The sequence below is a fragment of the Vibrio sp. V10_P2A27P122 genome (assembly GCF_963874335.1).
Taxonomy (GTDB): domain Bacteria; phylum Pseudomonadota; class Gammaproteobacteria; order Enterobacterales; family Vibrionaceae; genus Vibrio; species Vibrio anguillarum.
Map to the genome: position 1 here is coordinate 1 of NZ_CAWNHY010000106.1, position 5,513 is coordinate 5,513.

Consider the following 5,513-nt stretch of genomic DNA (forward strand, 5'->3'; position numbering starts at 1 on the left):
GTGCGAGGTTGCGTTGCTGCGTCATAATACGTCCTTGATTTGTAGTTATCGTTTGTGACCAGTATGGAGTTTGTTTTCAAGCCATATCGAATATCTAGACATAGAAAAGCAGAACACCCAGAACACTAACGCGACAAATATATAACTTTCAGTAGAAAAGCCTAACCAATCCGGATCGGTATTGGCAGCTTGTCCAATACCGAGCACGTCAAACATCCCGATAATGAGTACTAAGCTGGTATCTTTAAATAGGCCAATGAAGGTATTAACGATAGATGGGATCGTGATCTTCAGTGCTTGCGGCAAAATAATCAAACCGACTTTTTTCCAGTAACTTAAACCTAACGCATCGGCGGCTTCGTATTGACCTTTAGGTATCGCTTGTAAACCACCACGAACCACTTCTGCCATATAAGCCGAACTGAACATGACCACCCCAATCAATGCTCTAACCAATTTATCCGTTTCCGAGCCTTGTGAGAGGAACAGAGGCAGCATAACGGATGCCATAAACAAAACTGTAATCAGTGGCACACCTCTCCAAACCTCGATGTAAACGGTACATAGGCTGCGAATAATGGGCATCTCGGAACGTCGGCCCAACGCCAGTACAACGCCAATCGGTAACGAAACAACAATCCCAACTAAGGCAATGATCAGCGTAACTAATAAGCCTCCCCACTTATGCGTTTCAACCACTTCTAGGCCGAAAAAGCCTCCATAGAGTAACGCCGCGATAAGAAATGGGTAGATGTTGACAAAAAACAACCAAATCCACGTTTTTTTCGGTGTATTTTCATAGGCGAGCAACGCACTAAAAATAGCAAGAGTGAAATAGAAGAGGCGAGGTCGCCAGAGCTCAGCTTCTGGATAAAATCCATACATAAACTGATCCCAGCGTACGCTAATAAACACCCAACACGCCCCCTCCCGGGTGCAATCACTACGTTGTGTGCCTACCCAATCGGCATTAATAATCGCCCAATCGACAGTATGCCAAACAAGCCAGAAGGCGAAATACCCTAAGATCAGTGTAACGATGGAATTGAGTGCGTTATTAAAAAGATTTTTGCGCAGCCACCCAATGAAGCCAACGGTATTGGCTGGCGGTGGCAAGTTAGGTTGAAACTGATGTACTTTCATCTTATCTCTCCACCAAAGCAACTTTACGGTTATAGATATTCATTAATGCCGATGTCGTCAAACTGAGAGTGAGGTAAACACCCATAGTCATCGCAATAATTTCAATCGCTTGACCCGTTTGATTGAGCGTTGTGCCGGCAAAAACAGAAACCAAATCAGGGTAGCCAATCGCCATCGCTAATGATGAGTTTTTGGTTAAGTTCAGATATTGGCTGGTGAGTGGCGGAATGATGATGCGCAGCGCTTGAGGAATGACCACGAGTTTTAATGTTTTTGAACGAGATAATCCTAATGACATTGCTGCTTCGGATTGACCATGGCTCACCGCATTAATGCCAGAACGGACAATTTCGGCAATAAATGCGGCCGTATAAATACTTAGTGCAATCAGCAGTGCGGCTAACTCAGGGATAATACTGATGCCACCTTGGAAGTTGAACCCTTGCAGTTGTGGATACTCTGCTGACACTGGACGGCCCATAGCAAAGTACACAATGACAGGAAGTAGAATGCACAAGATAGCCGCAATTCTACCCATAGGCGTCTGCTGACCTGTTAAACGCTGTTTGTTTCGAGCCCAAATGCCAATAATTAAGGTGGTTAGTAAGCCAGCAAGAAAGGCAATAAAGATAAATGTGCTGCCACTTTCGAAAATGGGAGCGGGGAAGAACAGACCACGTACATTGAGAAAAATAGAATCCCCTAACTGCATGCTTTGCCTAGGCGATGGTAGAGCCTGTAACACGGCAAAATACCAAAAGAAAATTTGCAGTAATAAAGGAATATTACGGAAGATTTCTATATACACAGCAGCAAGTCGACTGACTAACCAGTTGGAAGAGAGACGAGCAATACCGATAAAGAAACCTAAAAGGGTGGCAAATACAACGCCTAAAAAAGAAACTAGCGCGGTATTGAGTAAACCTATGATAAAAGTTCGCCCATAACTAAAGGTTTCATTGTATTCGATCAAAGTAAGGCCAATCCCAAAGCCAGCTTCTTGATCTAGGAAGTCAAACCCCGTGGCAATGCCTCGAGAACTTAAGTTAGAAAGTGCATTGGTCACAATGGTGTAAAAGAAAAAAACCAGAACGAGAACAGCAATAATTTGAAAGGCGACTGAACGAAAAGTAGGATTGTAGAACAAATTTGCGCTTTTAGCCGAGGGAGCTCCTGAGCTAGCCGCAATAGTTTTAGTAGGTTTCATACAACTATAACCTCAAATCCATTTTTCCAAAAAGGCGGTTAAAACCGCCTATTTGGGATTGTGTGACTATTAACGAAGTGGTGGAGCGTACATAAAGCCGCCAGCATTCCACAACGCATTTGCACCTCGTGCGATTTGTAGTGGAGAACCTTTACCTACAGTGCGTTCAAAACTTTCACCATAGTTACCGACTTGTTTTACAATTTGGTATCCCCAATCATCGCGAATGCCCAAACCTTTACCTTTAGGACCATCCAGGCCAAGTATGCGTTTGATATTAGGATCGCTAGATTTAAGCATTTCATCTGCATTTTTTGAGGTAATACCGTACTCTTCTGCGTTAACCATCGCATTGAGAGTCCATTTCGCCACGTTAAACCACTTGTCATCATCTTGACGAACAACGGGCCCAAGTGGTTCTTTAGAAATGATTTCAGGTAATACAACCGCGACGTTAGGATCAGTTAAGTTCAAACGTAGCGCATACAAACCAGATTGGTCGGTTGTTAGAGCATCGCAACGGCCCGCGTCAAAACCTTTTGAGGTTTGCGCTGCTGTATCGAATACCACAGGTTTGTATTTCATGCCCGTGTTGCGGAAGTAGTCCGCCAAGTTCAGCTCAGTAGTTGTACCGGATTGGACACAAACCGATGCCCCATCAAGCTCTTTTGCACTTTTCACTCCTAGGTCTTTTTTCACCATGAACCCTTGACCGTCATAATAGTTTACGCCGACAAAATTAAGGCCGAGTGCTGCGTCGCGTTGGAGCGTCCAGGTTGTATTGCGCGAAAGAACATCGATTTCACCTGATTGTAGGGCGGTAAACCGTTCTTTTGCTGTGAGTGGAACATATTTTACTTTCGATTTGTCACCAAGAACTGCTGCGGCAAGTGCCTGGCAATATTCAACATCAATGCCTTCCCATTCCCCTTTTGAGTTCGGGTTGGAAAAGCCTGGTAGACCAGTGCTCACACCACAAGTAATAAAACCTTGCGAAAGTACTTTATCTAAAGTGCTATCTGCTGCTGAAGCTGTCGTCGCCATCATGGCAGTAGAAGCTGCTACAACAGAAGCAAGAACAGTGAGTTTATTCGCCATTTGTATCCTTCCTGTATGATCCATGTTAAACCAGGTGACACCTGATACAACGTACTAAAAATGTTGTTGTGTAGCTTTCCAAGTTGTATTTGCATGCAATCGCACATTTACAAATCAACCGTTTATAAGCGTAGGTAATGATTTGTATTTTCTCAAATTAGTAATTTGAAAGATTTTTGATTAGATTCACAAACCTAGGCTGCAGCTAGAATGAACAAATGTTGCACGATTGTAAATAGTGCAACCGTGTTCAATAGTGGGGCAACAGAATAGAAGCAGTATATTTCTCTTTTAACGTAAAATTAACAATTGTGTCATTAGTATGTTGTCAGGATTTTCAACTGTCTAATGGCGAAAATTTGGTTGATAATTATTTGGCTGCATTTAATTAGTGTCGCAGATGCCCTATTTTTGGTAGCATCAAGCGAATAGTTATCTAGATTATTCATGGAATGAAATGCAGTATTTTCCTCTGTTTTTGAATTTATTGGGCAAACCAGTGCTGGTTGTGGGTGGGGGCGAAGTCGCCTGTCGAAAAGTAGAAGCATTGATTCGAGCTGGGGCTCAAGTCACCGTCGTATCACCTAAGATTGAACGTTATCTTTTGGAACTGGTAGAGCAGAATCGTTGCCAATGGGTTCAAAACTTTTATTCATCAGAACTATTAACGAAAGAATACTGGCAGGTATGGGCCACAACGGATAATCCGTCGCTTAACCACCAAGTGCATAAAGATGCAAGAAAGACAGGTGTTTTGGTCAATGTTGTCGATGATCAACCATACTGTGATTTTATTACGCCATCGATGGTCAACCGTGGACGAATTCAGATCGCAATATCCAGTGGTGGTGCATCACCAGTGTTGGTGAGAAATATCCGAGAAACATTGGAAGCAGTTCTTCCGCAAAATCTCTCGTTGCTTGCTGATTTCGCTGCCTCCAAGAGAAATTCAATTAAACAATCACTCAATTCTGTCAGTGCTAGAAGAAAGTTTTGGGAAGCCTTTTTAAGTGATTCCAAAACAGAAAATGCAGTAAGCCGTGAAGAATTAGAGCGTTTATACCAACAAGCTCTCTTAGTGCCTATAGAAGAATTAGCACAATGTACATGGATAAGCTGTGGCGATGATGTTGAAATGCTGCCGATCAAAGCGCTACGTTACATGCAAAGGGCAGAGGTGGTTTTTTATGAACAACATTCTCCTTTTGAATTGATTGATCTTGTTCGCCGTGATGCTGAAAGGGAAAGTTTTAAGAATGCCGCGCAACTTGCAGAAAAGCTTGAGCAAGCAAAGTCTGATCGCAAAAAAATATGTATTTTGTTACCTAGAAACAGAGCAGAGTACGCTTTGCTTGTGGGGAAAGACTTAATGTTGTAAAAATAGTGCCATAGGTTATTGTTTTATCGGATTATGTTGCAGACCGAGCCTGATAAAACGAAGATGACTCAAAACTGAAGAGCTTATGTACTATGTATAAATCGATGCCACGTTCGTTCAAATCCCTCCTTGTGGTTAGCATTGTGAGTTTGGTTTCTATTTTTATGTCGTTACAATGTCACTCAAAGTTGCAAGAAGCTGAGTTCTGTGCAGATGATTATTTGAGCTGTAATATTAATAAAAGCGATGCCTCATTTCTCAATTTATATTATGATTCTTTTGAGCGTCCTGAAGTTATCAAAAGCTCTTTTACGGATTGGCGACAGTGGTGGTCACCTCAGGCAAAAGCTCTCTATATATTTTCACAAAATAATTTAATACAATTTTCGGGAATTACTCCTCTAGTTACTGAGGAAGTATTGGCTATTGGTCGTCAATACAATATAGACTGGATTATTGCGGAGGCTTATTTTTATGAAGCACAGGAATTATATTCATCACAACAATTAATTCAATCTGAATCCTTACTCAATGATGTTCTAGAGATGGTTGAGCGTATTGGATATAATGGGTTGAAAGGTCGAGTTTATAATTTATTGGGTAATATTTCATTTGATCAAACCAATTTAAAGAAAGCCTTAAAATATTATCAAATTGCTTATCAATTATTTGATGGAAATAAATATG

The 5,513-nt window shown here is 41.7% G+C and carries 4 protein-coding genes and 1 pseudogene; 2 read left to right on the forward strand and 3 right to left on the reverse strand.

Annotation, left to right across the window (positions count from 1 at the left end):
• Positions 1–45: 45 nt before the first annotated feature.
• The 3 genes from AACQ17_RS05520 to AACQ17_RS05530 all read right to left on the reverse strand — a co-directional run bounded on the left by AACQ17_RS05520 (position 46) and on the right by AACQ17_RS05530 (position 3,448).
• Entirely contained in the window at positions 46–1,143 is a 1,098-nt protein-coding gene (locus AACQ17_RS05520; RefSeq protein ID WP_026028006.1) for an amino acid ABC transporter permease, read from the reverse strand.
• A 1-nt stretch (position 1,144) separates the two neighbouring features.
• A complete protein-coding gene (locus tag AACQ17_RS05525; RefSeq protein ID WP_017044681.1) occupies positions 1,145–2,350 on the reverse strand; it encodes an amino acid ABC transporter permease in 1,206 nt (401 codons plus the stop codon).
• A 69-nt stretch (positions 2,351–2,419) separates the two neighbouring features.
• Positions 2,420–3,448, reverse strand: a complete 1,029-nt coding sequence (locus AACQ17_RS05530) for an amino acid ABC transporter substrate-binding protein (RefSeq protein WP_026027113.1) — start codon at positions 3,446–3,448, stop codon at positions 2,420–2,422.
• 457 nt (positions 3,449–3,905) lie between these two features.
• On the opposite strand from AACQ17_RS05530, the gene AACQ17_RS05535 reads away from it, so the two are divergent.
• Both AACQ17_RS05535 and AACQ17_RS05540 read left to right on the forward strand, forming a co-directional pair.
• Positions 3,906–4,826 carry a precorrin-2 dehydrogenase/sirohydrochlorin ferrochelatase family protein gene (locus AACQ17_RS05535; RefSeq protein ID WP_094167568.1) on the forward strand — a complete coding sequence of 307 codons (921 nt, stop codon included), beginning with the start codon at positions 3,906–3,908 and terminating at the stop codon, positions 4,824–4,826.
• 164 nt (positions 4,827–4,990) lie between these two features.
• Positions 4,991–5,513: pseudogene (locus AACQ17_RS05540) on the forward strand (tetratricopeptide repeat-containing diguanylate cyclase); the annotation flags it as partial.